This is a genomic window from Acidovorax sp. KNOB132 (assembly GCF_057541515.1).
The window spans coordinates 1-786 of sequence record NZ_BAAJYT010000607.1 but is presented as its reverse complement, the minus strand read 5'-3'; the positions used below and the strand labels follow the sequence as shown (position 1 = coordinate 786).

The window sequence follows — 786 nt, the reverse complement described above, 5'->3', positions numbered from 1 at the left end:
CACTGCGCCGCGCGCTGCCAGGCCTCGCGCCATTGCGCCCGCGTGCGCACCGGCGGCGACTGCCAGCGCAGCCACTGGTCGATGCCGTTCACGTTGCGCCGGGTCCAGGCCACGACCACCGGGCCTTCGTCGGGCTCGGCGCTGCTGCGGCGCGTCATGCGCAGCACCTGGCCGTCCCAGTCGAGCGGCTCGGTCTGGTCGATGGCCTGCAGCGCATCCAGGTCGGTGCCCCACTGGGCGAGCGCCGCCTGGATGACGAGCAGGCCGTCGGCCCGCTCCCGCGTCTGCTCCTGCGCGCGCACCATGCCGTCGAGCCCGCGCCAGCTCATGATCGCCAGGATCGCCATGATGGCGATGGCCACGAGCAGCTCGATCAGCGTGAAGCCGCGCGAAAGCCGGTTCGGGCGGCGCATGTCAGTACCTCCCCACGATGGTGGACAGGCGCAGCACGGAGTTCTGCCCGTCGGACACCTGGGCATCGACCCGGCGGAACTGGGGGTTGGGCGTGGGCCGCACGACCAGCGTGACGTCGTAGCGGCGCCCGGCCTGCTCGCAGGCCAGCGTGCTGTCGCCGATGGCCGGCATCTGGCGCGACAGGCGCACCTTCACGAGTTCGTTCTCGGCGCACAGGTGGGCCAGCAGCACGTCGGTCTGCCGCGCGGCATTGCGCGTGAGGGCCGACGTGGCCTGCAGCCCCGCCATGAGCGCGATCGCCACGATGGCCAGCGCCACCATCACCTCGACCAGCGTGAAGCCGCGCTCGCGGGGCCGGCGCGGCCCGCCGGG

The 786-nt window shown here is 73.3% G+C and carries 2 protein-coding genes; both read right to left on the bottom strand.

Annotated features, from left to right (window positions below):
• Positions 1 to 413: PulJ/GspJ family protein (locus AC27IO_RS24975; RefSeq protein ID WP_498741312.1), on the bottom strand; the 413-nt coding region annotated here is incomplete at its 3' end.
• Between the two features lies 1 nt (position 414).
• A partial coding sequence (gene gspI, locus AC27IO_RS24970; protein WP_498741311.1) for a type II secretion system minor pseudopilin GspI occupies positions 415 to 786 on the bottom strand: 372 nt, incomplete at its 5' end.